The sequence below is a fragment of the Bradyrhizobium sp. CB1015 genome, from assembly GCF_025200925.1.
Taxonomy (GTDB): Bacteria; Pseudomonadota; Alphaproteobacteria; order Rhizobiales; family Xanthobacteraceae; genus Bradyrhizobium.
The window spans coordinates 7,744,052-7,769,882 of record NZ_CP104174.1; the positions used below are offsets into that span (position 1 = coordinate 7,744,052).

The following is a 25,831-nucleotide window of genomic DNA, read 5'->3' on the forward strand; positions in this document are numbered from 1 at the left end:
CCCCATCTATGCTACATCCCGTCCAACACATCGTGCCTTCCACGGTTTTCCATGGAGAGGCCTTCCGCGGAGACTTTCGACCGTGCTGAACAAGTTCGGCCCCTCGGGCCATGGCGAAGCGCAGGTGCAATATCTCGACGGCGACTTCCGCGTGATCTCGCCGGGCACCTTCGTGCGCTGCGCGATCACCGACGTCCGAATCCCGCTCGACGAGCTGAAGTACTGGAGCGTGGACCTGCAGGAGGCCTATGCCACGCCCGCCGCGGTGCTGCAGCGGCATTTTCCCGGCGCGCTGAAGCAGCCGTGATCCTTCGGCTCTCGTAACTCTGGTAGGGCGGGCAAAACCGGCAGACATATGAGGCCGGCGGTAACAATTGCAGACTGCAATTTCATCTGACTTCCTCCTGGACGCGGCTACGTCGATAAGATTGCGGCCATGAATGCCGGCTGAATGTTCGCCGATGCTTAAAATTGTCCGGCTTCCATTGGGGCGCATTTAAGCCGGCCCGCACCAGATTGCCTCGGGATAAAGTGGCAATCGGGCAGGAACGCATGGACCTCCGGAGAAGTTTCAGCCGTTCGTTCGGTGCACCTTCGAGCTCAAAGGATCATTTGCTTGAACGGTTCATCCGCGACGAGCAGGGCAGCTACGTGCTCATTTCTGCGCTGCTCATGCCGGTCCTGGTCGGCACCGCCGGCCTCGGAACGGAAGTGGGCTGGTGGTACTACAAGCACAAGAACATGCAGAGCGTTGCAGATTCCGGCGCGGTCAGCGCTGCGACGGCTGCCAGTGTCGGCGGCGACCCCTCGTCCGAAGCCAAGGCGGTCGCGGCAAATTATGGTTACACCGACGGCGCGAACGACGTCACGGTCACGGTGAACCAGCCGCCAAAAACAGGCAGTCAGGCGTCGAATTCGCAGGCCATCGAGGTCATCGTCAGTCAACCGCAGCGTCGGCTGCTCTCGGCCTTGTTCGGCTCGGATCGCGTCCAAATCACCGCGCGCTCGGTCGCGCTGCCCAATTCCGGGACGGGCTGCGTGCTTGCGCTCAACAGGAGCGCAAGCCCCGCCGTCAACGTCAGCGGCGGCAACCAGCTCAACCTGATCAAGTGCAATCTCTACAGCAACTCGAGCGCCAGCCCCTCGCTCAACGTCGCCGGCAGCGCCTCGGTCGCGGCAAACCAGGTCGGAGTGGTCGGCGACGTCTCCGGCGCGAGCAGCATCACGGCGACCAACGGGGTCAAGACGCACATCACGCCTGTCGCCGATCCCTATGCCGACGTTTCTCCGCCTGCGAGGCCGAGCTGCAGCAATGCCAAGATCACGGTCAACGCCAACGGAAAAACAAACTCGCTCGAGCCCGGCTGCTACATGGGCAGCATTACCGTCAATGCCGGCGCAGTCCTGAACCTCAATCCGGGCATCTACTATCTGGACGGGGCCAGCTTGAGCGTCGCCGGAAATGCCACCATCACCGGCAGCGGCGTCACCCTGGTGTTCACGGGCTCTGGAAGCGACTGGGGTACCGCTTCAATCGGCAGCAACGCGACCGTCGACCTGACCGGGCCGACCAGCGGCCCCACGAAGGGCATCGTCATGTACGGCGACCGCAACATGCCGGCCGGGACCAATTTCAATCTGACGGGCGGCAGCACGCAGAATTTCGGCGGTGCCATCTACCTGCCAAAGGCCAATCTCAGCTTCAGCGGCGGCAACGGCACCAGCGCATCCTGCACCAAGATCATCGCGGATACGCTGACGTTCAGCGGCACGTCGAACCTGCAGGTCAATTGCACCGCGCTCGGTACCGCGACGATCGGTTCGCAAACCGCGCAGCTCATCGAATGAGGTTTGGAGCGATGCAAATCCAGAATTTCTCATCCAACTTCGGCCGTCGATTGCTTGGTTCTCTGACGCGGCATGTGCGCAATGCTGCCGGCGATCAACGGGGCGTCGCAGCGGCCGAATTCGCGATTCTGATTCCGCTGCTGTCTCTGATGGTCGTCTCGGTCACGGACATCGGGCTTGCCCTCTATCGCAAGATGCAGGTCGAAAATGCCGCGCAAGCGGGAGCCCAGTACGCGATTGCGCGCGGCTTCGACACGAGCGGCATCGCGAACGCGGTCGCAAGTGCCACCAGCGCGACGAACATCACCGCTTCGCCTCCGCCGGTCCAATTTTGCGGATGTCCAACGAGTGCGGGAGTCAGCGCCACCAGCTGCGGAACGGTCTGCACCGGCGGTGCGCCGGCCGGAACATACACGACGGTCTCGGCGCGAGCGACGTACTCTACGATCATCGATTATCAGATCGTGGCGGCCACATACACGTACACCGCGCAGTCCACCACGAGGCTGCAGTGAGACTCACCGAATTGTGGCGAGACACGCGGGGCGCCTCAGCACTGGAATTTGCGCTGACCGCTCCCGTGTTCTTCCTGTTCATATTTGGAATCGTCGAATGCGGACTGCTGTTCTGGACTCAGCTGGGAATCCAGCATGGGAGCGAAATGGCGGCGCGCTGCGCGACCGTCAACAACACGCTCTGCCCGAGCAGCAGCGCGATCACGACCTACGCTGCCCAGCAGGCCTTCGGCCTCACGCTTCCCCCGGGGACATTCACCTTTGCCACGGCCGCGTGCGGCAACCAGGTCAGCGCGAGCTATTCGTTTGAGTTTCCGCAGATCATCAACCTGTCCCCGGTCACGCTGACCGCGCGTGCATGTTTTCCGAGTTGAGGTCGCCGACAGGCGGCTTTGCCGGGCGAAGGAAAAGGACGATGTGCCCGCGCCGCATTGCCGGCAACTCGGCAAAATGGTCTCTGTCGTGCCGATCGATTGCGTTCTACGTTCGTTGCAGCCGTTGGTGAGTCGTTTCGCCCTGTGGTTGGATTCTTTATCGCAGTTCGGCGCCCTTAAGTTGTTCGGAAAGTCTTGGTGAAACAAAGGGCTGCTATAGTGCAGGTTAGGTAATTGGCCCTGTTCTTTTATCGCACAGACGATCAGGTCAACCAAACAGCCATCGAGCATTGGAATTGGCGCGGTCTGTGAACGGGCTCATATCGAAGAGCCACCCGACGGGCTACGATCACCTTGAAAATTCGCAGTGGAATATCTGTAATCGAAAGGCAATCGATGGGGGTGATCATGCCCGCCATTTTCGACCTGCTCTATCGTGAATATTGCCGCGCCCGTCTCGCTGAAATGCGCAAGCAGCTTCTGATCGCAGCTGAGCGCGCTGAAGCTATCGCAGCAGATCATTGTCCTGCGACGCAAGCCGACGATGAGAGAACGGACGCACACCGCATGACCGGTCACGGCATGCCGAATTGAAGCGGCTGCAGCACCGTAGATCACTCCCGCGTAGCAGTGACCAAGCAATTGGCAACAGTTTGGGAGACGGCAATGAATACACCCGAATGCTACACCGTCGTCGTGGCCTGCATGTCGTGCCTGACCATCATCGGATTGATGGCCGCGGGCGCGTGGTGAGCATGCCCCCTCGCCTCGTCGCAGACATGATTCCCGCCTTCGACATGAGTGCAGCCGCCGCGTCGTCCGACAACGGCGGCTGCGCTTTGGATCCGGAAATCAGCTTCCCGGCGGCGAATACGAAGGACGCAGCTTCGCCGCGTTCTGGCGGACCTGCTTGATCTCGTCCTGCGTGAACAACCGAACCAGCTTCACGTTCTGCAGCGTGCCAGCCGTCACGGTCAGGCCGGAAATGGCCGGAGCCGCGCTGGGATCAGGAACATCGAAAATCACGAGGACGCCGGGGCCGTCGGCCGCGACGCTGTACATCGAGACCAATTTTCCGCCGGCCGCTTCAATGAGCTTGCGAGCTGCCTCCTGGCGATTGGTGGTGGGATTCTCCAAAATGGCATTGAGAGCGCGTGGCGTGTATTGTCCGGTGAGGCAAAAATGCATGGCAAGTTCTCCTCTGAACTGTTGGCAATAACTTCCCGTGCCGTTGCGAACTGGTCGTGACGGCCGCTGCACCTGATGTGATGAAGATTCATGGCCCGCCGTAGGCAGCAACGCCGTCGATCATTTCCGGGAGTTCGGCACGTCCCGGTGACGGCTCTCATGCAACGCTACATCAACTCCCGAATGCGCGGAAGAAGATTCGCCGGCCGCAACGCTTTCCGCGTTTCGGACTAGGGCAGAGACGTTGTCTCACGTTGCGAGATCAGCGCGCGCTGAACCTTCGCTCGCGCGCTCTGTAAAGATGATCGCTGATCAATTGCCGCAGCTTTGCCGCATCATCGAACTCGAGCTGAACGGCGAACGGCACGATGCCGTCAGGCACGCCTTCGCGGCCGCGCAAGCGTGCAAGATCCTTTTCCGTTGTCACCAGCGTGAGCTGCTCGCGCTGCGCGTCCGCTGCGAGCGCTGCGATCTCGCCTTCCGAAAACATGTGGTGGTCGGCGAAGGCGCGCGTGCGCGCCACGTCGATGCCGCTCGCACGCAGAGTGCGGAAGAAACGCCCGGGATCGCCGATGCCGGCGAAGGCGAACACCCGCTTGCCGAGCAGCTGCGCGAGCGAGGCCGCATCCGGCTTCAGGCGCGCACGCAGCTCGGGCTTGTTCCGCTTCGCGATCTCCGCCGCGACATCGTTGGCGGCATTGCCGTCGCCGATCAGCACCAGCGCGTCGGTGCGCGCAAGCTGCACGTCGAGCGGTGCGCGCAGGGGGCCTGCGGGAAAAACCTTGCCGTTACCGAGGCCGCGCTCGGTGTCGATCACGATCAGCGAGGCGTCCTTGAGCAGACCAGGATTCTGGAAGCCGTCATCCATCACGATCACGGTGGCGCCTTGGGACTTCGCCAGCGCGACGCCGTCGAAGCGGTCGCGCGCGACCGCGACCGGGACGTCGCGCGACATCATCAGGGGCTCGTCGCCGATATCGGCCGCAGTGTGGCGCGCGCGGTCGACCATGACAGGACCCGTCAGGCGCCCGCCATAGCCGCGGCTGAGCACGACCGGCGTCTCGCCGAGCTCGCGCAAAAGCTTCGTCAGCGCCAGCACGGTCGGCGTCTTGCCGGCGCCGCCGACATGGTAGTTGCCGACGCAGATCACGGGGATGCCGGCGTCAAGGCCCTGGCGCAGCATGCGCCGTCCGGTGATCGCGCCGTAGAGCGCTCCGAGCGGCCATAGCGCGTATGATTGGAGGGAGCGTGGCCGGTACCAGAAGGCCGGCTCACGCATTGGCGGCCCCCATCTCGATCCGCAACTGCAGCAGATACGGCTCGAGCGCCGTCATGGTGCGATCGAGCGCACCGCCAAGCTGCTCGACCACGCCGGAGGCCGCGCGCTGCATCCTGTCGCGCATGGTGGGATCGGCCAGCAGCTGACCGAGCTGCTTGACCAGCGCTTCCTGCGTATCGGCCTGCCGCGCCCCGCCGCTGGTATCGAGCGACTCATAAACGTCGGCGAAGTTGAACACGTGCGGACCGTGGACGATCGCGGCGCCCAACTTGATCGCCTCGATCGGATTCTGCCCGCCATGGTGGATCAGCGATCCGCCCATGAAGACAATTTCCGAGAGCCGATAGAACAGGCCGAGCTCGCCCATCGTGTCGGCGACATAGATGTCGGTCGTTGCCGTCGGCAGCTCCTCGCGCGAGCGCAAGCTGGGCTTCAGGCCGGACGCCGTGATGAGGCCTGCGATCGAGGAGCCGCGATCCGGATGCCGCGGCACGATCACGGTGAGAAGCTGCGGGAAGAAGCCGACCAGGTTGCGATGCGCCGCAACCAGCATCTCGTCCTCGCCCGGATGGGTCGAGGCCGCGACGATGATCGGACGCCCGCGCGTCATCGCCATCAGCCGCTCCAGCTTGGCGGTATCGGCCGGCGGCGCCGGCACGTCGAGCTTGAGATTCCCTGTCGTGACGACGTCGCGGCCGCCGAGCGCGGCAAAGCGCTCGGCATCGGTCTTCGACTGCGCAAGACAGATGTCGAACCGCGACAGCAGCGCCGAGATGGTGCCGTGCATGCGGCGCCAGCGCGGGAAGGAACGCGGCGACATACGCCCGTTGATCAGCACCATCGGCACCCGCCGCGCGGCGCCGGCGAGGATCAGGTTCGGCCACAGATCGGATTCGATGAACAGCGCCAGCGACGGCTTCCAATGGTCGAGGAAGCGCGCGACATAGCGCGGCGAATCATACGGCAGGTATTGATGGATGACGTCGGGCGGAAAGCGTTTTGCGACGACCGCGGCCGAGGTAACGGTGCCCGAGGTGAGCAGGATGCGCAGATTGAGATCGCGCAGGCGCTCGATCAGGGCGGCCGCCGCCAGCACCTCGCCGACGCTGGCGCCGTGGATCCAGACCAGCGGGCCATGCGGCCGCACGTCGCGGGACAGGCCGCGCCGCTCGCCGACGCGCGCGGGGTCCTCCTTGCCCTGCTTCAGCCGCCGCTTGATCAGCGCAGGCGCGAGCGGCACCAGGCCGGCGGCCAGGCGCCGGTACATCCGCAGCGTGATCGGCAGCCTAATGGGCAGCGACTTAGGCATCTTCCGGTCCCGGGCGGCCGAGCTGCGCATAGGCGCGCCGGGTCGCCTCGTTCAACATGTCTTCCAGCTCCTGCCGCAACGTCTCCATCATGGCGACGTCGGCATCTGCGGGAACGTGGATTTCCTTGATGCCGACCAAAGCGCCCCGCCCGAATGGCAAATTGATGGTGGTGCGATCCCAGTTCTTGAGCCGGATGAAGCGGCTGGTCGCCATCGCGAAAGGCATGATCGGTCGTCCCGATTCCCTTGCCAGCATGATAATGCCGAGCCCGGCCACGCGCGAGCGCTTGGGGACGTCGGCGGTCAGCGCGACATTACAACCGGCCTGCAGCGTCCGCACCATTTCCTTGAAGGCGCCGACGCCACCTTTACGGTGAAACGCGCCGCCATGGTCGCCGGAACCGCGGATCGTGCCGATCCCGAGCCGCTCGGCGGCGATGGCATTGAACTCGCCGTCGCGGTGCCGGGAGATCAGCACCTTGGCCCGATAGGAGGCCTTGTTCTGGTTCTTGATGAAGGGCGTGAGGAAATGCTGGCCGTGCCAGAACGCGAAGATCGCAGGGAGCTGCGGCTCGACGCGTTCGTAGACGTCAGACGGATCGAACGTGAAGGTGCTGGTCCGCCAGACCAGACGCAGATATTCGGCCGCCAGGACCCCGACGGCACGCTGAAACCAGCTGCTTCGCAGCGTATTGCGAAGCAGTTTTTTCAACGCGCCGGTTCTTGATTCGGATCGAGCAGCCGATGCAGGTGGACGATGAAGTAGCGCATCTGCGCGTTGTCGACCGTGCTCTGCGCCTTGGCCCGCCAGGCGGCGTGGGCGCTGGCATAGTTCGGATACAGGCCGACGATGTCGACCTCGTCCAGGTTCTTGAAGGTGTTGTGCTCGAGATCGACGAGCTCGCCGCCGATGACGAGGTGGAGCAGTTGTTGCGGGGCACTATCTGGCATGAGTTCTGTTCCTAACGGGCTGCCCGGCAAAGCAGTGTTCGAGAAGCACGACGAAAGCGCCTTAGGCTAAGGGACGGTTGCGAAAATGCGCGACAATGCCCGCATGACGATCGCGTCCCGCTGCCACAAGCACCCCGTGCGCCACTTCCCGGCGGTTATAGAGGATGGGTTCTCCGGAGAGGTCACTCATCCTACCATCCGCTTCCTGCACGATCAAATCGGCCGCCGCAAGATCCCAATCATGGCTGTTGCCGCCCGCAAAAGCCGCATCCAGTGCGCCATGGGCGACCCGGCACAGCCGCAGCGCCAGCGAGCCGATCCGCCGGTGCAGCTTGATCTCGCCGAGGGACGGCTTCAGCCGCTCGACCAGCGGCTTCGGGCCGGCGACGCGGGCGAAGTCGAGCTCGGATCCGCTCGTCGCGCGCACCGGCTTGTCGTTGAGCGTCGTGCCCTGGCCGCGCGTTGCGAAGAAGAACTCGTCGGTAGCCGGGGCGAACACGGCGGCAAGCACCGGCGAAGCGTCCTCCACCAGCGCCACGCTGACGCACCATTCGTCATGGCCGCCGAGATAATTGCGGGTGCCGTCGATGGGATCGACGATCCAGGTCAGCCGCCGCGACAGCCGCGCCGCATCGTCGGCGCTCTCCTCGGACAGCCAGCCATAATCGGGCGTCGCAGCGCGCAGACGCGATTCGAGCAGATCGTTGACGGCGATGTCGGCCTCCGAGACCGGCGAGGATGCGCCCTTGATCCACTTCCGCAGCTCGGTCCGGAACATCGACTGCGCCAGCGCGCCGGCCTCCCGCACCGTGTCCCTCAGCAGCGCCGCGTCGCGGGTCAGAATGGTGTCGTCGAGAGAGTGCGCGTCAGCGTCCGCCAAGCGTCAAACCCTCGATGCGCACCGTCGGCGCATTGACGCCGTAGCGGAATTCGAGATTGTTCGCCGGCTGCATCGACTTGAAGATCTCGAACAGGTGCCCGGCGATCGTCACTTCGCTGACGGGATAGGTGACCTGGCCGTTCTCGATCCAGAAGCCGGAGGCGCCGCGGCTGTAATCGCCGGTGACGCCGTTGACGCCGGAGCCGATCAGGTCGGTGACGTAGAAGCCCTGCTTGATGTCGGCGATCAGCTCGGCCGGCGTTGGCGTGCCGGGCTCGAGATGCAGATTGTACGGCCCGGGCGAGGGCGAAGAGGACACGCCGCGATGGGCGTGACCGGTGGTGGTGAGGCCGAGCTCGCGCGCGGTGGCGCAGTCGAGCAGCCAGGTCGTCAGCACGCCGTCATCGACCAGCGCAGTCCGCTTCACCGCGACGCCTTCGGCGTCGAAGGTCTGCGAGCGCAGGCCGCGCTTGCGCAAGGGATCGTCGATGATGCGAATGTTTTTCGCAAACAGCTGCTGGCCAAGCTTGTCCTTCAGGAAGCTGGTCTTGCGCGCGATCGAGGCGCCGTTGATGGCGCCGACGAGATGGCCGACCAGGGAGCCGGCGACGCGCGGATCGAACACCACCGGCACCTTGCAGGTCTCGACCTTGCGCGGATTGTAGCGCGCCACGGTGCGCTCGCCGGCGGAACGGCCGACGGTTTCCGGCGACAGCAGATCGGCGCCATGGGGCGCCGAGGTGAAGTCGTAGTCGCGCTCCATGCTGGTGCCATCGCCCGAGATGGCGGTGGCGGAAATACCCTGGCTGGAGCGCAGGTAAGAGCCGTGGAAGCCGGTCGAGGTGACGAGCACCATGCCGCCGATGCCTGATGACGCCGAGGCGCCGCCGGACTTGGTCACGCCCTTGACGCCGAGCGCGGCAGCTTCGGCCGCGAGCGCGCGGCGCTCGAGCTCGGCAGTCGTGGGCACGGCGGGATCGAGCAGGTCGAGATCGGGGAAGTCGCGCGCGAGCAGCGCGGGATCGGCGAGGCCGACATATTTGTCGTCGGGCGCAACGCGCGCCATCGCGACCGCGCGCTCGGCGAGCTTGGTGACGGCATCGCCGCTGACGTCGTTGGTCGAGACCACCGCCTGGCGCTGGCCGACCAGCACGCGCAGGCCGACATCGTCGCCCTCGGACCGCTCGGATTCCTCGACGCGCCCGTCGCGGACCTCGACGCCTTGCGAAACGCCGCGCACCGCGACCGCATCGGCCGCATCCGCGCCGGCGCGCTTGGCCGCCTCGACCAGCCGCTGCGCGAGATCGGAGAGCGCGGACTGATCGAACAGGTCGCGATTGGCGGTAGTCGAAAGCGTCGAGCTTGGTGAAGAGTTCACGAACGAAATCCTGTTGGGGCGGGGTTCGGGACCGGAACCCACAGATGTGCCCTGATAGCGCGGACTTCAAGCATTTTCAGCCCGTCAAAAGCTCAGATTCGCGACGTCGGCGCAACGTCTCGTCAATCATGCGCGCCAAGGTCTTGTCAATCATGAGGTGCAGTGACGGTGGGTTAACCAGCCTTTTTAAGCGGTTTCGGACCGCCGCGCGCTAAGGTCCTCGCATCGACCGGGAACATAATCCCGGCGGGGAGAACGAAGCCGTGAGGCGTCAAACAGCAACATGCGGGGCTAACCCCGCCGGGTCGAGCCGCTCCCTGCGGCTCGACCCTCTTTCCCTTCCGGTCCGCTTCGACGCGCATGACCCGCGCGCCGACGGACATGTCAGGCAGATCGAGCTTCATCGCGAGCGCGTCGTGCTGCGCCGTGCCGTGCGCGGCATGCAGATGGCGATCAACGTGCGCGTCGCCGACTTCACTGGCGTTGCGCTCCGCGGCAATGACGAGGCGCAGACGCTCGTTCTCGTGCACCGCGATCCGTCGCTGTCCGTTCCGCTGCTGATCAGCACTGACGCGGACGAGATCGCGCAGGCCTGGACGATCTGGAGCGAGATCTTCGCGCTGCCGCAGCTCGACGAGGGCGCCCGCAAGCCCGCACCGCGCCGCCGCCGCGCCAACGCGATCCGCGCCCGCCGCCCGAAATTCCTGATGCGCCGGCGCACCGCAATGGCGCGCGAGCTGCCGGTTCATCAGGGCGAGCGCGAGATCATCGCGAGGAATTAGGCGGCAATCACAGGTGCCGTAGGGTGGGTTAGCCCGAAGGGCGTAACCCACCTATTTGCTTTCTGCGCGGATAGAAGTTGGTGGATTACGCTTCGCTAATCCACCCTAGGCATTTTCGCGTCACGCCGCCCGCAGCACGGCATCCACCAGTAATCCTGCGAACAGCAGCAAGCCCGCGTCACGGTTCGACTTGAACAGGCGCAGGCACAGCTCGGGATCGTTGATGCGCAGCCGCACGATCTGCCAGGCCAGATGCGCGGCGAAGGCGGCAAGCCCGAGCCAGGCCGGCCAGCGCGCTTCGCTAGAAGCCAGCGCGACGCCGATCAGCATCACCGCGAGCCCGTAGAACAGCACCAGCGCCTGGCGCGTATGCGCGCCGAACAGGCGCGCGGTCGACTTGATGCCGATCAGCGCATCGTCCTCGGCGTCCTGATGCGCGTAGATCGTGTCATAGCCGATCACCCAGGAAATCGCGCCGGCATAGAGCACGAGCGCGGTGACGTCGATGCGGCCGAAGGTGACGGCAAAGCCCATCAGGGCGCCCCAGGAGAAGGCGAGGCCGAGCACGATCTGCGGCCACCAGGTGATGCGCTTCATGAAGGGATAGATCGCGACGATCAGGAGCGAAGCGATGCCCGTTGCGATCGCGAAACGGTTGAACTGCAGCAGCACTACAAGACCCACCAGCGCCTGCGCGACCATGAAGACCACGGCCTGCCTGGTGGTCACCTGCCCCGACGGCAGCGGCCGCGAGCGCGTGCGCTCGACCTTGTCGTCGAGGTCGCGGTCGGTGATGTCGTTCCAGGTGCAGCCGGCCCCGCGCATCACGAAGGCGCCGACGAAGAACAGCGCGATGGTGAGCGGCAGACCGCGAATGTCATGCGCCATGCCGGCGGCCAGCGCCGCCGACCACCAGCACGGCATCAAGAGAAGCCAGGAGCCGATCGGGCGATCGAAGCGGGACAGGCGCAGGTAAGGCCGCGCCCAATGCGGCGCGAGCGTATCGACCCAGTTGCCGGTGGAATCGGCAACGCGGGCGGATGTGCTAGTGCCCAGTTTTCGAAGTTCGTATTCCATCGCGGCGCATTCCGGTACGAACTTCGAAAACTACAAGGGCACTAGCAAGAAAATCATAATTCACGTGCCGCTTATCGATTTGAAGTTCCTATAAGGATCTTGCGGCAAGCACCGTGGGAACTTCAAATCGGCGGCACGTGTATCATCGGGTCAGGACGTTGCCGTTGAGCGTATCGAAGGTGCTGCCGCCCTTCTTGCCGGCATTGGCCTCGGGCGCCGAGCCCGAGCCCAGCACCTCGCTCAGCGACGGACCGGCCGGACCCCGCGGCTGATTCTGCATCTGCTGCGCGACGTTGCAGACCTTGGTCTGCATGGTCTCGGTGTTCTTGTGGCCGTCCTTCATTTGCGCGCCGACCTGTGGCGGGATCCCGCACTTCGAGGCGTTGGCCTCGATGTACTTGATCATCTTCAACTCGGCCTGGCTGAAATTGCGGATCAGCTTGCAGGCCTCGTCCGGCGGCGCGTGACGGTCGCTCGCGGCCTTGATCAGCTTACCGCGCTTCTCGGCCTCTTCGCGCAGGGGCATGAACGCCTTCATGCAGTCCTCGCCGGGACCGGCCTGCGTCGGCGGAGCCGCGCTGAAGGCGCCGGCGCCGCCGATCGGGGCAGCGCCGTTGACGGGAAAGGATGATTGCGGCGCGCTACCCACCGACGCGGCGGGCGCCGAGCCGTTCACCGGCGGAAACGGCGAGCTGTTCGAAGCCTGGTTGGGCAATGGCGCCGGGAAGGCGCTTTGCGCACAAGCGCCCGCGGCACTCATGGCGACCATGGCGGCAGCGATCGGAACCATCAAATGACGGATCATCAAGACAGTCTCTCCGGCAGGAGCTTACGGGGTTCAGGGCTTCCCAATTGAAGCGTGACCAGCGTGTTCGCGTTTTTACGATTCCCGCCGGCGCTTAACAACCCGTGGAATAGGGCGAGAGCGCGGCGCTGGGACGCACCCGTTTGGCAATATTTACCCCGGAATGGCGCCTTTCGGTTAAGAACAGCCGTCAATCGGACCCCCAAAGCGATGCCTTCCCACGATTTTCGTGCCCCGCGCCTGTTTGTCGATGCGCCCCTGGCCCAGGACGCCAGGGTCTCTCTCGACCGCGACCAGAGCAACTATCTCGGCAATGTGCTGCGGCTCGGCGCCGGGGCCGAGGTCCTGGCCTTCAACGGCAGGGATGGCGAGTGGCAGGCCGCCATCGAGGGACGCAAGCGGCCGGACGGCCTCGTGATCCTCCAGCAGACCCGGCCCCAGGACCGGCTCGCCGACCTCACCTATGTCTTCGCCCCGCTCAAGCATACCAGGCTGGATTACATGGTGCAGAAGGCCATCGAGATGGGCGCCGCCGCCCTGCAACCGGTCCTGACCAGGTTCACCCAGGCCTCCCGGGTCAATACCGAGCGGATGCGCGCCAATGTGGTCGAGGCGGCCGAGCAATGCGGCATCCTCAGCATCGCCAGCGTGGCCGAGCCGGTGCCGCTGGAGCGCTTCTTGAGCCAGCGTCCCGCCGACCGGCTGCTGATCTTCTGCGACGAGGCGGCGGAGGTCCAAGATCCCGTTCAGGGCCTGCAAGGCGCGCGCGAGGCCGGACACGGTATCGACGTGCTGATCGGCCCGGAGGGCGGTTTTGCCGAGGAAGAGCGGGCGCTCTTGCTGCGCCAGCCCAGGATCCTGCGGCTGGCGCTCGGCCCCCGCATCATGCGGGCGGACACCGCCGCCGTCGCCGCCCTGGCGCTGGTCCAGGCGGTGCTGGGCGATTGGAGCGGCAGCACCGAGCACAGGTGATGCCGAGTTAAACCGCTCGTGCCACGGGCGCCTTCTACCTCTCCCGCTTGCGGGGGAGGTCGGCGCGAAGCGCCGGGAGGGGCTCTCCCCACCCGGGGATTTCCTCCATAAATCTCAGGCGATCCCGACGCGGAAGCACCCCCTCCCCGGCCCTCCCCCGCAAGCGGGAGAGGGAGGGCAGAGGCTTTGCGGCCCGATTGCCAACCCGTTAAGCGATTGATCCTTTGGAGGTCGAAACCGCTGTCGGGCCATGCTAAGGGCTGCGCCAATTCGCCTCCCCTTTGCGCTGCCCGGTTCCGCCGGGACGATGGACCCCTGAGAATGACCGCGACTGCCACCTCAAATGCTGCCGGCTCCGCCGCCTGGGCGGATACGCTGCTCTTGTCGTTCGCGCAGGCCGGCTATGTCAGGGCCGAGCCCGCCATCCTGCAACCGGCCGAGCCGTTCCTGGACCTCTCCGGCGAGGACATTCGCAAGAGCCTGTACCTGACCACCGACCTCTCCGGCGAGGAGCTCTGCCTGCGCCCGGACCTGACCATTCCTGTTGCGCGCGACTATCTGGCCTCGGGGCGCGCCGGCCATCCGGCGGGGTTCAGCTATCTCGGTCCGGTGTTCCGCTACCGCAGCGGCCAGGCCAGCGAATTCCTCCAGGCCGGCATCGAATCATTCGGCCGTCAGGACCGCGCCGCGGCTGACGCCGAGATGCTGGCGCTTGCGCTGGAGGCGACGGCCGCCTTCGGCGTCCGCGACGTCGAGATCCGCACCGGCGACGTCGCCTTGTTCAATGCGCTGCTCGACGCCCTCAACCTCTATCCGGTCTGGCGCCGCCGCCTGGTCAAGGACTTCAACCGCAAGATCAGCCTGGAGCAGGATCTGGAGCGGCTGGCGGCCGCGACCAAAGCGACGCGCAGCGAATATGAGGGCGTGCTGGCGGCCCTTGCCGGCTCCGACCGCAAGGCGGCGCTCGCCTTCGTCACCGATCTGATGTCGATCGCCGGCACCACCAATGTCGGCGGCCGCACCACGGCCGAGATCGCCGATCGCTTCCTCGAGCAATCGACGCTGAAGGGCGGCGCGCTGCCGCGCGAGGCGATCGCCGTGCTCAAGCGCTTCCTGTCGATTTCGGGCAATCCCGACGATGCCATCGCCGAGCTGCGCGCACTCACGACGGACGCAAAGCTCGATCTCGCGTCTGCGATCGATCAGTTCGAGAGCCGGGTCGGCTTCATGGCCGCGCGCGGCATCGACGTGAAGCAGACCCGCTTCTCGACCGCGTTCGGACGCGGGCTCGATTATTACACCGGCTTCGAATTCGAGCTGCATCACCGGGGTAACGGCGCCGAGCCGTTGGTCGCCGGCGGCCGCTATGACGGGCTGATGACCCAGCTCGGCTCGGCCGAGCCGATCCCCGCGGTCGGCTTCTCGGTCTGGGTGGACGCGCTGAACCGGATCGGCCGCAAGGCGGGAGCTTAAGTCATGAGCGCGCCATTCGTTCTGGCCGTTCCCTCCAAGGGCCGCCTGCAGGAGAACACCGAGGCCTTCTTTGCCCGTGCCGGCCTCAAGCTGTCGAAAGCCGGCGGCGCCCGCGACTATCGCGGCACCATCGCAGGGCTCGACAATGTCGAGGTCGCCTATCTCTCGGCGAGCGAGATCGCCTCGCAATTGTCCCGCGGTTTTGCCCATCTCGGCGTCACCGGCGAAGATCTCGTGCGCGAGAACATCGCCGATGCCGACAAGCGCGTGTCGCTGATCGAAGGCCTCGGCTTCGGCTATGCCGACGTCGTGGTCGCGGTGCCGCAGGCCTGGATCGACGTCCGCACCATGGCCGACCTCGACGACGTCACCACCGGCTTCCGCGAGCAGCATCACATGCGGATGCGTGTGGCGACCAAGTTCGTCAACCTCACCCGCGGCTTCTTCCAGGCTCACGGCATCACCGATTACCGCATCGTCGAAAGCGCGGGCGCCACCGAAGGCGCACCGGCGGCCGGCAGCGCCGAGCTGATCGTCGACATCACCACGACCGGCGCGACGCTCGCCGCCAATGGCCTGCGGGTGCTCGACGACGGCGTGATCCTGCGCAGCCAGGCCAATCTGGTGGCCGCCAAGGAGGCCGACTGGTCGCCGCAGGCGCGCGAGACGGCGCGTGTCATCCTCGATCACATCGCCGCAAGGGCGCGGGCCAACAAGTACCGCGAGGTCCGCACCCGCTTCCGGCAGTGCGATGCCGCCCTGCTCGGCGAAGCTCACAGCCGGTTCGGCGTGGAGGCCCCGTTCGGCGGCCCGACCTCGTCAGGCATGCTGACGCTGCACTGCCCACCGGGGCAGCTCTACGCGCTGGCGAGCTTCCTGCGCGAGCATGGCGCCGAGACCGTCTCGGTGGTCTCGCTCGACTACGTGTTCGACCGGCAGAACCCGCTGTTCGCCAGGCTCGAGGCGTTCCTACGGCGGTGAGCCCAACCTTTTTGAGCAGCTCCGTTCAGCGTAGCGACAGCAAACGGCTGCTACCATATGCTGTTGAGAAGACCTAAACGCCTCTGGAACCTTGATCGATGACGCTGGGCTCTGACGTTTCCGGCATGACGACCACCGCAGCCAACGCCGCAGCGAAGGGGCTGTCGATCGTCATCCCCGTCTACAACGAGGCGGCGGGCCTTTCGGCCCTGCACCAGCGCATCTGCGAGCTCGCCAAGACCCTGCGGCAGCGCTATCGCCTGTCTTGCGAGGTCGTCTATGTCGACGACGGCAGCAAGGATGCGACGCTGTCGATCGCGCGGACATTGCCGGCCGACGCAATCGACGTTCAGGTGGTGTCGCTGTCGCGCAATTTCGGCAAGGAGGCCGCGCTGATGGCGGGGCTGGACCATGCCCGCCTCGGCGCCGTCATGTTCATGGACGGCGACGGCCAGCATCCGCCGGCGCTCGTCGAACAGCTGGTGCGGCACTGGATCGATGACGGCTACGACGTTGTCTACACCGCCAAGGCGCATCGCGACAACGAGCCATTCCTGCGCCGGGTCGCGGTGCACGGCTTCTACGCGCTGATCAATTGGGGCGCCCGCCAGAAGATTCCCGAAGATGCCGGCGATTTCCGCCTGCTGTCGCCGCGCGCGGTCGCTGCGCTGAGGCAGCTGCCGGAACGCAACCGCTTCTTCAAGGGCCTCGCCAGCTGGATCGGTTTCCGCCAGATCCGTGTGGACTACGAGCCCGCAGCGCGTGCCCATGGCGTCACCACCTTCAACGCCGCGAGCCTGCTCGGCCTCTCGATCGAGGGCCTGACGTCCTTCTCGGTGGCGCCGTTGCGCTTCGCCAGCCTGCTCGGCGTCATTCTCGCCGGCGGTGCCTTCCTGTTCGGCCTCTCCATCCTCTGGGAGGTCTGGACCACAGGCAAGCAGGTCCCCGGCTATCCCTCGCTCGTGGTCGGCCTGATGACGATCGGCGGCGTGCAGCTCATCATGATCGGCATCGTCGGCGAATATATCGGAAAAATCCTCTCCGAGCTGAAGGCGCGGCCGATCTACTTCGTCGCCGAGCACAGCGAGAAGCATTTCGAGACCGGCAAGGCCGATGAGGCCGCGAGCAGGACGGCGGCCGAATGAGCGTGGCCGCGAGCCCGCGGCGGATCTGGCTCTGCGCCGACGATTACGGCATCAGCCCGGGCGTCAACCGCGCCATCCGCGACCTGATCGAACGCGGCCGCCTCAACGCCACGTCGGTGATGATGGTGGGGCCCGCGATCGCGCGCAGCGATGTCGAGGCGCTTTCTGCTTCGGCAACGAAAAGCCCGCGTTGCGCGATCGGATTGCACGTGACGCTGTCGGCGCCGTTCCGGCCGCTCACCATGCATTTCCGCCCCTTGGACGGCGACATGTTCCTGGCCTTTCCCAAACTGCTGCGCGCCGGATTGATGCGGCGGCTCGACCGTGAATTCATCCGCAACGAGGTGAAGGCACAGCTGGCCGCCTTCATGGACGCGTTCGGACGCGCCCCTGACTTCGTCGACGGTCACCAGCATGTGCAGCTCTTCCCGCAGGTGCGCGACGGCTTCGTCGATGCGGTGGTCGAGGCTGCGCCAAACGCCTGGGTGCGCCAGGGCGGCCGCGACCTGCCGCTTCGGCAGCGGCTGGCCTCACCGAAGGCCCTGGTGCTCGATGGTCTCAGCGCGCAATTCCGCCGCCGCGCCGGCGGTGCCGGCCTCAGCTTCAACCCCGGCTTCGCGGGCGCCTATGATTTTACGCGCGCCGCCGATTTCGGCGCGCTGATGCGGCAATTCCTGGAAGGCCTCCCCGACGGCGGCCTCGTGATGTGCCATCCCGGCTTCGTCGATGATGTCCTCACCGGCCTCGATCCCATGACCGACGTGCGCGAGCGCGAGCACGCCTATCTCGCGGGCGACGCTTTCGCGCTCCTGCTGGCGGACAGCAACGTGACACTGGGATGAACGGCGACAAGCGCGCCAGAGGCAGCTTGTCGCATACCGAAATTTAATCCGGCCGGCACTGTTGGGGCCACAATGGAACCCTACATCTCCTCTCGCGCTTGGTTTTGCGCGAAGGAGACAGATCATGACGCCGCAGGAACGCCAGCTCGTCGACGACCTTTTCGACCGGCTTTCAAAGCTGGAAAATGCACCGCGCGATCCCGATGCGATCGCCGCGATCTCCGACGGCCTGCGCAAGGCGCCCGGCGCCATCTACGCGCTGGTGCAGACCACGCTGGTCCAGGACGAAGCGCTGAAGCGCGCCAATGCCCGTATCCAGGAGCTGGAAGCGGCCCATGCGCCCGAGCAGGCGCAGTCCGGTGGCTTCCTCGACACCATGCGCGACACGCTGTTCGGATCGAGCACATCGCGCGGCTCGGTTCCGAACGTGCCGCCGCGTGAGCAGCGGCCGGTCTGGAACAGCGGCCAGGCGATGCAGCAGACGCAGCCGGGCTACGGCGCGCCGCCTTACGGGCAGGCCTACGGCCAGGGTCCGGGTCAGGGCTACGGCGCTGCGCCGGTCGGCGGTGGCGGCGGCTCGTTCCTCGGGACGGCGGCGGCGGCCGCGGCCGGCGTCGTGGGCGGCTCCCTGCTGCTCTCGAGCATCCGCGGCATGATGGGCGGACCGCACCAGCAGGCTTTTGGCGACACCAGCGCCCTTGGCGACCGCAGCCCCTGGAGCGGCGGCGACCAGTCCGGCGGCTCGCTCGCGCGCGATGCCGGGCTCGACGACATCGGCTCGAATCGGGATTCGCGTCACGGCTTCTTCGACCAGGCGTCGAACGAGCGCGACAACAACGACCAGAACTACGGCGACGATCGCGACGACAGCTTCGACACGGCCGACAACAGCGACTTCGGCGGCGATGACGACGGCGGCAGCGACTACGCGTAGGCCATTCGACCGACAGATGTGGAACGGCCGCCTCAGGGCGGCCGATTTCTTTTCAAGCAGAGCTCAATGCGTCTGCTCTACCACCTCCCGCAAAGAGGCCCGTTCGATATAATATGACTAGTGCATGCGGTTGTCGGACAGCACTGAGCAGAACGTCACGAGGTGCGCCTGGCTTCACCATGCCGAGCGAAATCGCTCTCCGACACACGCTGCCGTAGACTCCCGGATTTCCAAATTTGGACATGGGTGTTCAACTGGACGAACACGTTGCCAATGCCACACGCCGTGGCTGCCTCTCTTGGCATATCGGGGGTTTTGAGAATGAATCCACTTCAGCAGCGCATTGCGACCCTGAGCGACGTCACAACCCATCTCATCACCGAATTGTACGAGTTGGAGGGACTGCACGAGCGCGTCAGGAAGGCAGAGCTGTCGATGCGGCGGCTGAACCGCTCGGCTCGCGCACCTCATTCGGCTTCATCAACTCGTCGCCGCTCCGCGGTCCCTCGTCTCCGGTCGAGACACCGTCAGCAGACTTGACCATTCAGGCAGGCGCTCGCGGCGGCAGCGGCCCCTTCGATGCCGCGCATTTCGAGCCGGCGCGGCACGCGGATTCGATCGCTCCCTCGCGCGCATGGCGCTTCACATCACCACGACCTTGGTGCCGACATTGACGCGGCCGTAGAGGTCGATGACGTCCTCGTTGCGCATGCGGATGCAGCCGGAGGACACGTTGGTGCCGATGGTCCAGGGCTCGTTGGAGCCGTGGATGCGGTAGAGCGTCGATCCGAGATACATCGCGCGGGCGCCGAGCGGATTTTCCGGGCCGCCTTCCATGTGCCTGGGCAGATCGGGCCGGCGCGCGAGCATTTCCGCCGGCGGCGTCCAGTCCGGCCATTCGCGCTTGGCGGTGATCGATTTCACGCCCGACCAGGTGAAGCCGGGACGGCCGACACCGATGCCGTAGCGCAGTGCCCGGCCGTTGCCCTCGACGAGATAGAGGAACTTGTTCGGCGTATCGACCACGATCGTGCCGGGACTTTCCTTGCCGCTATAGCCAACGAGTTGTTTCTCGAATTTCGGATCGAACGGACGCTGCCGCGGATCGGCCGCCTCCTGCTGCAGAGAAGCGCCCTGCTGATATCCACCCTGCATCTGCGGCTCGCCCATCGGCGGCAGGCGCCGCTGGTCGTAATAGCCCGGCTGCTGCTGATACACCGGCTGCTCCGGCGCGTAGGCCGGGCCGCGGCCGGGGCCGTCGCCGAACAGGAATTCGATGAAGCCGCCGCCCATGTTGGAATTGGACGCGACGCGCACCGGTGCCGGCGGCACGCGCGGCTGGTAGAGCACCGCAGGCGGATCGTTCGGCACGCTGTTGTCGAAGGCGCTGGCCTCGTTCGCGCCGGCCATGAAGGTGCAAGCGCTGCCGAGCAGCGCCACAGACATTTTCTTGAACATCGACGTACTCTGTACTGTTTCGTCTAGATCACATGCGTCGTAGAGGGCCGGTGGCTGATCCGCGCCCTTCGACGTGGTCAATAAAAAGCAAAAGGCGTTTTGTTTGGTAAACGGAAAGCGCGTTTGGATTCACCACGTCGCGAGCGCGCCTGCAATTTGGCGATCAGCGTTTATTTTCGATGAATGCCGTGCGGCCATGGTTAATCGCTTCTTTGCACCGCGTCGCGCGACGCCGCACAACAGTTCCTGCTGTGAACTTCGTGTTAAATCGCTTCTGCCTACAAAGACGCGTGAGTGAGGTGGGGGGAGTATCCTGATGGCTGTTCACCGCAAACGTTTTCGCGTCGAAGATATCGTCGGCGGCGAGATGCCCATTGTCGACGTAACCGAAGAGGCTCCCCCGATGCACAGCGAGATCATGGCCGAGCTGCGCGCGATCCGCGCCCAGATGGCGAAGGGCATCGTCGCGGCCCCGCTGTCCGGCAGCGCCGCCATGGCTGCGATCGACGCCTCGACCGCGCAGGAGCTTGCCGAAGCGCGCACCATGCTCGAGACCTACAGGGCACAGATCGAGCAGTGCGAGAAGCTGAAGGTCGAGCTCGACCTCATCCATGACGCCATCGACCGCACCAAGCGCGAGATCGCGACGCTGCACGGCAAGAGCTTCGACGGCGGCGAGATGGCCAAGGTCAACGGCGAGCTCGGCGCGGTGGTCGGCGGCACCGAGCAGGCAACCCAGCAGATCCTCGAAGCCGCGGAATCGATCGACCAGGCCGCCAGCGCGATGTCCAAGGTGGACTCGATCGATCAGCAGAAGCGCCTTGCCGACGACATTCAGGAACGCGTCATCTCGATCTTCGAAGCCTGCAACTTCCAGGACCTGACCGGCCAGCGCATCAGCAAGGTCATGACCACGATGAAGTTCATCGAGCAGCACATCAATGCGATGATGGAGATCTGGGGCGGCGTCGACGCGATCAAGTCCCATGTCCCGGCGCAGGTCGACAACCGCAGCGAGGACGAGAAGCTCCTCAACGGCCCCAAGCTGGCCGGCGACATCGGCCACGCCTCGCAGGACGACATCGACGCGCTGTTCGACTGAGCGGGCGCGACATAGCAATAACAAAACGCCGGCCTGAGGGCCGGCGTTTTTGTTTTGTCTCTCGCTGCCATTCCGGGGCGGTCCGCAGGACCGAACCCGGAATCTCGAGGTTCCGGGTTCACGCTTCGCGTGCCCCGGAACGACAGAAGACTAGGCCCTCGGCGCGCAGCGGACGTAGACCATGTTGCCGTAGCGGGTGGCGGCGTCCTTGTCGATGAAGCGGGTGATCATGACGCGACCGTCGAAGGAGACGATCTCGCGGTCCTGCTCGCCGGGGGTCGGGCCGGCCGGTCCGATGTAGTTCTTGCCGCTCGGCGAGCCTTTCAGCCGCAGCTCCTGCGGCGTCGCCTGATCGGCGAGGTGCATGATCACGCCGCCGGAGGAGCCGGCGGTGATCACGTAGGGATTCTTGCATTGCTCGCGCGCCATCTTCTCGGTGCGGGCGCGGTCTGCCGGGTTCTGGAACGAGGCGAGGCCCCAGCGGCCGACGATCTCGTCGGCGCGGATGGTGGCCGGCATTTCGGGAGCAACGCCCGGTTCGGCCTCGGGCGGTGGCGAGGACGAGAAGGACGGCAGGCTCATGCCGCCGCCGCAGGCGCCCAGCAACAGCGCCAGACAAGAGGCGGCCGCCAGATTGGCAACCGTGCGCGCGTGAGCCGAACTGATCATGGCATTCCCCCGAACAAGACCATGGCCGCACTCCTCCCGCAGCCAAGCGCAAAACCGCTGCCGGAGCAATGACGTCGTTCTCTAAGCCGGCGCCCCGAGCGAGTTTCCAATGCCACCATCCTATATCCGCCTCAACAACCGCTTAACCACCTTTGCTTGACAGGATCGCGGCCAAGCCATATTTCCGGACGCACTATTAGCACTCGGAAAGCCCGATTGCTAAGCGCGCCGTTCGATCCTCGACCAGAGGGTGGACGGAAGCGCCGCCCCACCGACCCCACTACTTCGGAAGCGAGCCTCCAAAGGGAAACGTCATGGCTAAATCCAAATTTCGTCCGCTGCATGACCGTGTCGTGGTCAAACGTATCGACGCCGAGGAAAAGACCAAGGGCGGCATCATCATTCCGGACACCGCCAAGGAAAAGCCGTCCCAGGGCGAGGTCGTCGCCGTCGGCCCCGGCGGCCGCGACGAGACCGGCAAGCTGATCCCGATCGACCTCAAGGTCGGCGACCGCGTGCTGTTCGGCAAGTGGTCGGGCACCGAGGTCAAGATCGACAACGAAGAGCTCCTGATCATGAAGGAGTCGGACATCATGGGCGTGCTGGCCTAAGGCCAGCCGCCTGAACGGCCGCTGAATGCGCCGCTGTCATGCCCGGGCACAAGCGCGAAGCGCGTCTTCGCGCTAGATGACCCGGGCAGCCATCATTCTTCGCAAGATGATGGATTGCCGGGTCAAGCCCGGCAATGACGGAGAGAGCGCCGCACGGCACAAGACATCACACATCACGTAACACGAGGGATTGCAGACCATGGCTGCCAAAGACGTCAAGTTTTCCGGAGACGCGCGCGATCGCATGCTGCGCGGCGTCGACGTTCTCGCCAACGCCGTCAAGGTGACGCTCGGCCCGAAGGGCCGCAATGTCGTCATCGAGAAGAGCTTCGGCGCCCCCCGCATCACCAAGGACGGCGTCACCGTCGCCAAGGAGATCGAGCTCGAGGACAAGTTCGAGAACATGGGCGCGCAGATGGTGCGTGAGGTCGCCTCCAAGACCAACGACCTCGCCGGCGACGGCACCACCACCGCCACCGTGCTGGCCCAGGCGATCGTGCGCGAAGGCGCCAAGGCGGTCGCCGCCGGCATGAACCCGATGGACCTCAAGCGCGGCATCGACACCGCGGTGGCCGCCGTCGTCAAGGACATCGAGAAGCGCGCCAAGCCGGTCGCCGCCTCCTCCGAGGTCGCCCAGGTCGGCACCATCTCCGCCAACGGCGATGCCGCCATCGGCAAGATGATCGCGCAGGCGATGCAGAAGGTCGGCAACGAGGGCGTCATCACCGTCGAGGAGAACAAGTCGCTCGAGACCGAGGTTGATATCGTCGAGGGCATGAAGTTCGACCGCGGCTATCTCAGCCCCTACTTCGTCACCAATGCCGAGAAGATGACCGCCGAGCTCGAGGACGCCTACATCCTCCTGCACGAGAAGAAGCTCTCCGGCCTGCAGGCCATGCTGCCGGTGCTCGAAGCCGTGGTGCAGTCGGGCAAGCCGCTCGTCATCATCGCCGAGGACGTCGAGGGCGAGGCGCTGGCCACCCTGGTCGTCAACCGGCTCCGTGGCGGCCTGAAGGTGGCCGCGGTGAAGGCGCCGGGCTTCGGTGACCGCCGCAAGGCCATGCTGGAAGACATCGCGATCCTGACCGGCGGCCAGCTGATCTCCGAGGAGCTCGGCATCAAGCTCGAGAACGTCACGGTGAAGATGCTCGGCCGCGCCAAGAAGGTGGTGATCGACAAGGAGAACACCACGATCGTCAACGGCGCCGGCAAGAAGCCCGACATCGAGGCCCGCGTCGGCCAGATCAAGGCCCAGATCGAGGAGACCACCTCGGACTACGACCGCGAGAAGCTGCAGGAGCGTCTCGCCAAGCTCGCCGGCGGCGTCGCGGTGATCCGCGTCGGCGGCGCCACCGAGATCGAGGTCAAGGAGAAGAAGGACCGCGTCGAGGATGCGCTCAACGCCACCCGCGCCGCGGTGCAGGAAGGCATCGTCCCCGGTGGCGGCGTCGCGCTGCTCCGCGCCAAGAAGGCGGTCGGCCGTCTCACCAACGCCAATGACGACGTCCAGGCCGGCATCAACATCGTGCTGAAGGCGCTGGAGGCCCCGATCCGCCAGATCTCCGAGAACGCCGGCGTGGAAGGCTCGATCGTGGTCGGCAAGATCCTGGAGAACAAGTCCGAGACCTTCGGCTTCGACGCCCAGAACGAGGACTATGTCGACATGGTCGAGAAGGGCATCATCGATCCCGCCAAGGTGGTGCGCACCGCGCTGCAGGACGCCTCCTCCGTGGCCGGCCTGCTGGTCACCACCGAAGCCATGGTCGCCGAGCTGCCGAAGAAGGAAGCTCCGCCCGCCATGCCCGCCGGCGGCGGCATGGGCGGCTTCTGAGCCTTTCGTTCCGTGACAGAGTTGCGAAGGCCGCCACCGGGCGGCCTTCTTTTTTGCCGACCCTGGCCGTCTCGCTTTCCGATTCAAACAGCGGCCAAAACCCACTACGTTGGCGCGCCGATTCTGATTGTTTGGGCATGATCCGCTCGGAAACCGCTTCACACGTTTCCGGATCATGGCCGTTGCGCGAGGATGTCATCGATGCGTGCGCTTCTGGTTTGTTCGACGGCCGTTCTGGCGGCCCTGCTCGCCGTTCCGCCGCAGGCGTCCGCCCAGATGAAGCTGTCACCGAAGGCGGCCGCGCCGGGCGGAACCGAGACGCGCTATTTCACCTCGATCGACGGGCTGATGGACGGCAATGCCGACGTGATCCTGAAGGAGACGCGCCAGGGCAAGACGCTGACCGCGGCGGTGCTCGACGTCTGCTACCCCATCGCGAAGAACTCCGACCGCAAGGACCGCTTCGTCGTCAACCTCCAGGTCGCGGGCCAGACGCTGACCGGAACGACGCAGAGCGTCGGGCAGAAGTCGCCGGTCAGCGTCAAGCTGACGCGCAAGCAGTCCGGCGACATGTTCGAATTCCGTGGCCAGATCGCGATCGGCCAGGCGGTGACCGAGGTCACCTCGCCGGACAATTCCGATCTCAGCGAAAAGGAATTCCTGGACAGTCAGACCTCCGACGACGGCATCACGCCGCAGCCGAAGGATTTCACCGACGTCTCGCCGGAGGCGATCGCGGTCAAGGTCAAGCTCGACGCGGCGACCGACTTCCTGAAGAGCCTGAAGGGCCAGGAGGTCGAGGTGATGCTGGCGAGCCTCAATGTCGGCTGCGATGCGCTGCGCGCGGGCGAGCAGACCATCAACATGTCTGTCGACCCGGAGCGCGCCGGCGCGCTGCTTGCGAAGTTCAAGGCGATGCCCGGCGTCACGGCCGCGGGCTGGACCGCGGGCATGACCGAGATGGACCGCACCATCCGCTTCGGCGCGGCGGACTGGCGCGAGGGCGACAGGATCAACAAGGGCAAGCTGGCAACGGCGGTCGCGAACGTGCTGAGCAGGACGCTGGCGGCAAAGCTGGTCTCTCAAGACTTCAACCCGGCCACCGGCAAGCTCAAGCTGGTGTTCAAGCGCCCGAACCAGGACTACCCGGCGCTCGAACTCACCGACACGATCGAGGTCGCCGGCCTGGTCTCGCCCGACAAGCCGGGTACCACCGACAAGCTCATGCTCTGGATCGGCAGCCCGGTGACGACGACGGCCGACGAGGGCAGCGGTGCCCGGCTCAATCTGTCCGACAATGCGAACTCGGACGAAGAGGGCGATCTGCCCGACGACAACGGCTCGATCGAGGCGCTCGTCAAGGAGCTGAAAGGCCAGCGCTGGGACGCCGACAAGTCGGTGTGGAAGTAGGCTCTCGTGCCCCGGAC

27 protein-coding genes are annotated in these 25,831 nt (G+C 65.4%); 16 read left to right on the forward strand and 11 right to left on the reverse strand.

Translation table 11 applies throughout. From position 1 onward, the window contains the following. Positions 1-82 precede the first annotated feature (82 nt). The 5 genes from N2604_RS36290 (at position 83) to N2604_RS36310 (ending at position 3,331) form a co-directional block, all read left to right on the forward strand. Complete coding sequence (locus tag N2604_RS36290; protein ID WP_260372720.1) at positions 83-307, forward strand: DUF2093 domain-containing protein; 225 nt, start codon at positions 83-85, stop codon at positions 305-307. A 305-nt stretch (positions 308-612) separates the two neighbouring features. Further along, on the forward strand, positions 613-1,848 hold the full coding sequence (locus N2604_RS36295) for a TadE/TadG family type IV pilus assembly protein (protein ID WP_260372721.1): 1,236 nt from the start codon (positions 613-615) through the stop codon (positions 1,846-1,848). A gap of 11 nt (positions 1,849-1,859) precedes the next feature. After that, entirely contained in the window at positions 1,860-2,363 is a 504-nt protein-coding gene (locus N2604_RS36300) for a TadE/TadG family type IV pilus assembly protein (protein WP_260372722.1), read from the forward strand. Beyond that, positions 2,360-2,737 carry a TadE/TadG family type IV pilus assembly protein gene (locus N2604_RS36305; protein ID WP_260372723.1) on the forward strand — a complete coding sequence of 126 codons (378 nt, stop codon included), beginning with the start codon at positions 2,360-2,362 and terminating at the stop codon, positions 2,735-2,737. The genes N2604_RS36300 and N2604_RS36305 overlap by 4 nt, the downstream gene beginning before the upstream one ends. A 408-nt stretch (positions 2,738-3,145) precedes the next feature. Then, positions 3,146-3,331: a hypothetical protein gene (locus N2604_RS36310; RefSeq protein WP_260372724.1), complete on the forward strand. Its 186-nt coding sequence runs from the start codon at positions 3,146-3,148 to the stop codon at positions 3,329-3,331. Between the two features lie 258 nt (positions 3,332-3,589). Here the strand turns inward: N2604_RS36310 and N2604_RS36315 are convergent, their stop codons facing one another. From N2604_RS36315 to N2604_RS36345, 7 genes are all read right to left on the reverse strand, one after another. After that, positions 3,590-4,036, reverse strand: a complete 447-nt coding sequence (locus N2604_RS36315) for a GYD domain-containing protein (RefSeq protein ID WP_260372725.1) — start codon at positions 4,034-4,036, stop codon at positions 3,590-3,592. Positions 4,037-4,187: 151 nt separating this feature from the next. Then, complete coding sequence (gene lpxK / locus N2604_RS36320; RefSeq protein ID WP_260372726.1) at positions 4,188-5,204, reverse strand: tetraacyldisaccharide 4'-kinase; 1,017 nt, start codon at positions 5,202-5,204, stop codon at positions 4,188-4,190. After that, positions 5,197-6,543: a 3-deoxy-D-manno-octulosonic acid transferase gene (locus tag N2604_RS36325; RefSeq protein ID WP_260372727.1), complete on the reverse strand. Its 1,347-nt coding sequence runs from the start codon at positions 6,541-6,543 to the stop codon at positions 5,197-5,199. The genes lpxK and N2604_RS36325 overlap by 8 nt, the downstream gene beginning before the upstream one ends. Further along, positions 6,506-7,225, reverse strand: coding sequence for a lysophospholipid acyltransferase family protein (locus N2604_RS36330; RefSeq protein ID WP_260372728.1), 720 nt, complete (start codon positions 7,223-7,225; stop codon positions 6,506-6,508). The genes N2604_RS36325 and N2604_RS36330 overlap by 38 nt, the downstream gene beginning before the upstream one ends. Next, complete coding sequence (locus N2604_RS36335) at positions 7,222-7,464, reverse strand: DUF4170 domain-containing protein (RefSeq protein WP_036039955.1); 243 nt, start codon at positions 7,462-7,464, stop codon at positions 7,222-7,224. Before N2604_RS36335 ends, N2604_RS36330 begins: the two co-directional genes overlap by 4 nt. Positions 7,465-7,525: 61 nt before the next feature. Further along, positions 7,526-8,344, reverse strand: coding sequence for a 3'(2'),5'-bisphosphate nucleotidase CysQ (locus tag N2604_RS36340; protein WP_260372729.1), 819 nt, complete (start codon positions 8,342-8,344; stop codon positions 7,526-7,528). Continuing rightward, positions 8,331-9,722: a TldD/PmbA family protein gene (locus tag N2604_RS36345; RefSeq protein WP_260372730.1), complete on the reverse strand. Its 1,392-nt coding sequence runs from the start codon at positions 9,720-9,722 to the stop codon at positions 8,331-8,333. Before N2604_RS36345 ends, N2604_RS36340 begins: the two co-directional genes overlap by 14 nt. 263 nt (positions 9,723-9,985) lie before the next feature. Between N2604_RS36345 and N2604_RS36350 the strand changes: the two genes are divergently transcribed. Further along, the gene (locus tag N2604_RS36350) at positions 9,986-10,504 is read left to right on the forward strand and encodes a DUF6101 family protein (RefSeq protein WP_260372731.1); all 519 of its coding nucleotides are present in this window, start codon (positions 9,986-9,988) and stop codon (positions 10,502-10,504) included. Between the two features lie 120 nt (positions 10,505-10,624). Here N2604_RS36350 and ubiA read toward each other — a convergent pair whose 3' ends face one another. Then, entirely contained in the window at positions 10,625-11,581 is a 957-nt protein-coding gene (gene ubiA / locus N2604_RS36355; protein WP_260372732.1) for a 4-hydroxybenzoate octaprenyltransferase, read from the reverse strand. A gap of 142 nt (positions 11,582-11,723) precedes the next feature. Further along, on the reverse strand, positions 11,724-12,386 hold the full coding sequence (locus N2604_RS36360; RefSeq protein WP_260372733.1) for a hypothetical protein: 663 nt from the start codon (positions 12,384-12,386) through the stop codon (positions 11,724-11,726). Positions 12,387-12,596: 210 nt separating this feature from the next. Here N2604_RS36360 and N2604_RS36365 point away from each other — a divergent pair, with 210 nt between their 5' ends. The 6 genes from N2604_RS36365 to N2604_RS36390 all read left to right on the forward strand — a co-directional run bounded on the left by N2604_RS36365 (position 12,597) and on the right by N2604_RS36390 (position 18,733). Then, complete coding sequence (locus tag N2604_RS36365; RefSeq protein ID WP_260372734.1) at positions 12,597-13,358, forward strand: 16S rRNA (uracil(1498)-N(3))-methyltransferase; 762 nt, start codon at positions 12,597-12,599, stop codon at positions 13,356-13,358. Between the two features lie 321 nt (positions 13,359-13,679). Then, positions 13,680-14,831 carry an ATP phosphoribosyltransferase regulatory subunit gene (locus tag N2604_RS36370; protein ID WP_260372735.1) on the forward strand — a complete coding sequence of 384 codons (1,152 nt, stop codon included), beginning with the start codon at positions 13,680-13,682 and terminating at the stop codon, positions 14,829-14,831. Between the two features lie 3 nt (positions 14,832-14,834). Next, a complete protein-coding gene (hisG, locus tag N2604_RS36375) occupies positions 14,835-15,812 on the forward strand; it encodes an ATP phosphoribosyltransferase (RefSeq protein WP_260372736.1) in 978 nt (325 codons plus the stop codon). 98 nt (positions 15,813-15,910) lie between these two features. Next, positions 15,911-16,957, forward strand: coding sequence for a glycosyltransferase family 2 protein (locus N2604_RS36380; RefSeq protein WP_260372737.1), 1,047 nt, complete (start codon positions 15,911-15,913; stop codon positions 16,955-16,957). Further along, complete coding sequence (locus N2604_RS36385) at positions 16,954-17,799, forward strand: ChbG/HpnK family deacetylase (protein WP_260372738.1); 846 nt, start codon at positions 16,954-16,956, stop codon at positions 17,797-17,799. Before N2604_RS36380 ends, N2604_RS36385 begins: the two co-directional genes overlap by 4 nt. A gap of 124 nt (positions 17,800-17,923) precedes the next feature. Further along, the gene (locus tag N2604_RS36390; protein ID WP_260372739.1) at positions 17,924-18,733 is read left to right on the forward strand and encodes a DUF2076 domain-containing protein; all 810 of its coding nucleotides are present in this window, start codon (positions 17,924-17,926) and stop codon (positions 18,731-18,733) included. 642 nt (positions 18,734-19,375) lie between these two features. Here N2604_RS36390 and N2604_RS36395 read toward each other — a convergent pair. Next, on the reverse strand, positions 19,376-20,191 hold the full coding sequence (locus tag N2604_RS36395) for a L,D-transpeptidase (RefSeq protein ID WP_260372740.1): 816 nt from the start codon (positions 20,189-20,191) through the stop codon (positions 19,376-19,378). Between the two features lie 316 nt (positions 20,192-20,507). Here N2604_RS36395 and N2604_RS36400 point away from each other — a divergent pair, with 316 nt between their 5' ends. Further along, positions 20,508-21,293, forward strand: coding sequence for a protein phosphatase CheZ (locus N2604_RS36400; RefSeq protein WP_260372741.1), 786 nt, complete (start codon positions 20,508-20,510; stop codon positions 21,291-21,293). Between the two features lie 150 nt (positions 21,294-21,443). Here the strand turns inward: N2604_RS36400 and N2604_RS36405 are convergent, their stop codons facing one another. Then, positions 21,444-21,962: a hypothetical protein gene (locus tag N2604_RS36405; RefSeq protein ID WP_260372742.1), complete on the reverse strand. Its 519-nt coding sequence runs from the start codon at positions 21,960-21,962 to the stop codon at positions 21,444-21,446. Between the two features lie 314 nt (positions 21,963-22,276). On the opposite strand from N2604_RS36405, the gene groES reads away from it, so the two are divergent. From groES to N2604_RS36420, 3 genes are all read left to right on the forward strand, one after another. Further along, positions 22,277-22,573 (forward strand): co-chaperone GroES, encoded by a 297-nt coding sequence (gene groES / locus N2604_RS36410; protein ID WP_025033779.1) that lies wholly within the window; start codon positions 22,277-22,279, stop codon positions 22,571-22,573. A gap of 199 nt (positions 22,574-22,772) precedes the next feature. After that, positions 22,773-24,404, forward strand: a complete 1,632-nt coding sequence (gene groL, locus N2604_RS36415) for a chaperonin GroEL (RefSeq protein ID WP_260372743.1) — start codon at positions 22,773-22,775, stop codon at positions 24,402-24,404. 201 nt (positions 24,405-24,605) lie between these two features. Then, positions 24,606-25,814, forward strand: coding sequence for a hypothetical protein (locus N2604_RS36420; protein ID WP_260372744.1), 1,209 nt, complete (start codon positions 24,606-24,608; stop codon positions 25,812-25,814). The last annotated feature ends 17 nt before the right edge of the window (positions 25,815-25,831 follow it).

Bases quoted from the DNA above. Each gene is read 5' to 3' on its own strand.
- N2604_RS36400 (WP_260372741.1), top strand. From the start codon at position 20,508: ATGGCTGTTCACCGCAAACGTTTTCGCGTCGAAGATATCGTCGGCGGC.
- lpxK (WP_260372726.1), bottom strand. From the start codon at position 5,204: ATGCGTGAGCCGGCCTTCTGGTACCGGCCACGCTCCCTCCAATCATAC.
- N2604_RS36390 (WP_260372739.1), top strand. From the start codon at position 17,924: ATGACGCCGCAGGAACGCCAGCTCGTCGACGACCTTTTCGACCGGCTT.
- N2604_RS36395 (WP_260372740.1), bottom strand. From the start codon at position 20,191: ATGTTCAAGAAAATGTCTGTGGCGCTGCTCGGCAGCGCTTGCACCTTC.
- N2604_RS36380 (WP_260372737.1), top strand. From the start codon at position 15,911: ATGACGCTGGGCTCTGACGTTTCCGGCATGACGACCACCGCAGCCAAC.
- ubiA (WP_260372732.1), bottom strand. From the start codon at position 11,581: ATGGAATACGAACTTCGAAAACTGGGCACTAGCACATCCGCCCGCGTT.
- N2604_RS36365 (WP_260372734.1), top strand. From the start codon at position 12,597: ATGCCTTCCCACGATTTTCGTGCCCCGCGCCTGTTTGTCGATGCGCCC.
- N2604_RS36300 (WP_260372722.1), top strand. From the start codon at position 1,860: ATGCAAATCCAGAATTTCTCATCCAACTTCGGCCGTCGATTGCTTGGT.
- N2604_RS36335 (WP_036039955.1), bottom strand. From the start codon at position 7,464: ATGCCAGATAGTGCCCCGCAACAACTGCTCCACCTCGTCATCGGCGGC.
- N2604_RS36370 (WP_260372735.1), top strand. From the start codon at position 13,680: ATGACCGCGACTGCCACCTCAAATGCTGCCGGCTCCGCCGCCTGGGCG.
- N2604_RS36360 (WP_260372733.1), bottom strand. From the start codon at position 12,386: ATGATCCGTCATTTGATGGTTCCGATCGCTGCCGCCATGGTCGCCATG.
- N2604_RS36325 (WP_260372727.1), bottom strand. From the start codon at position 6,543: ATGCGCAGCTCGGCCGCCCGGGACCGGAAGATGCCTAAGTCGCTGCCC.
- N2604_RS36310 (WP_260372724.1), top strand. From the start codon at position 3,146: ATGCCCGCCATTTTCGACCTGCTCTATCGTGAATATTGCCGCGCCCGT.
- groES (WP_025033779.1), top strand. From the start codon at position 22,277: ATGGCTAAATCCAAATTTCGTCCGCTGCATGACCGTGTCGTGGTCAAA.
- N2604_RS36420 (WP_260372744.1), top strand. From the start codon at position 24,606: ATGCGTGCGCTTCTGGTTTGTTCGACGGCCGTTCTGGCGGCCCTGCTC.
- N2604_RS36405 (WP_260372742.1), bottom strand. From the start codon at position 21,962: ATGATCAGTTCGGCTCACGCGCGCACGGTTGCCAATCTGGCGGCCGCC.
- N2604_RS36385 (WP_260372738.1), top strand. From the start codon at position 16,954: ATGAGCGTGGCCGCGAGCCCGCGGCGGATCTGGCTCTGCGCCGACGAT.
- groL (WP_260372743.1), top strand. From the start codon at position 22,773: ATGGCTGCCAAAGACGTCAAGTTTTCCGGAGACGCGCGCGATCGCATG.
- hisG (WP_260372736.1), top strand. From the start codon at position 14,835: ATGAGCGCGCCATTCGTTCTGGCCGTTCCCTCCAAGGGCCGCCTGCAG.